This is a genomic window from Vibrio sp. 1249-1 (assembly GCF_033340495.1).
Window position 1 is genome coordinate 1 of the sequence record NZ_JAWOWJ010001204.1, and the last position, 510, is coordinate 510.

The window sequence follows — 510 nt, forward strand, 5'->3', positions numbered from 1 at the left end:
ATATCACGTTCTACGACACCATGCTGCTTTCGCCCAATGGATCGTCACTAGCCTCTGTCGGAGAGCTATTGAAGCTTCCAAAGGTGGAAATTCCAGAGCCGTACTCTATCTCTCGAATGGATGAGTTTCTGGAAGCACAACCGGAGAAATTCGCTGAGTATGCAATTACTGATTCAATTATCAGTGCTCGTCATTTCGAGCGGGTTTCTTCCTTCTGTCAAAATACACTCGGTCTAAATTCGGTTCCGTTCACCATTGGTGGCATTGCCGTTAAAGGCTTTGTTAATAGTTTGGAGGATAAGCGCGGTTACCGTGGTTTGTTTGGTTTTGAGAAGGTGACTAAAGAAGTGTGGCCGTCTGATCGAACTAAGCCCCTAACGATAACTCGTGATGTACCTGTGACAGCTCGTATGACGTTGGAAAACTTTGCGACTCAGTGCTATCACGGTGGTCGCAATGAGTCATTCATCGCTGGCCCCACGGGTATAGACACATGGCGTGATTACGATG

At 47.1% G+C, this 510-nt stretch carries 1 pseudogene; it reads left to right on the plus strand.

The annotated features are described in order from the left end of the window. Positions 1 to 510, plus strand: a pseudogene (locus R7Z50_RS31275) (hypothetical protein); the annotation flags it as partial.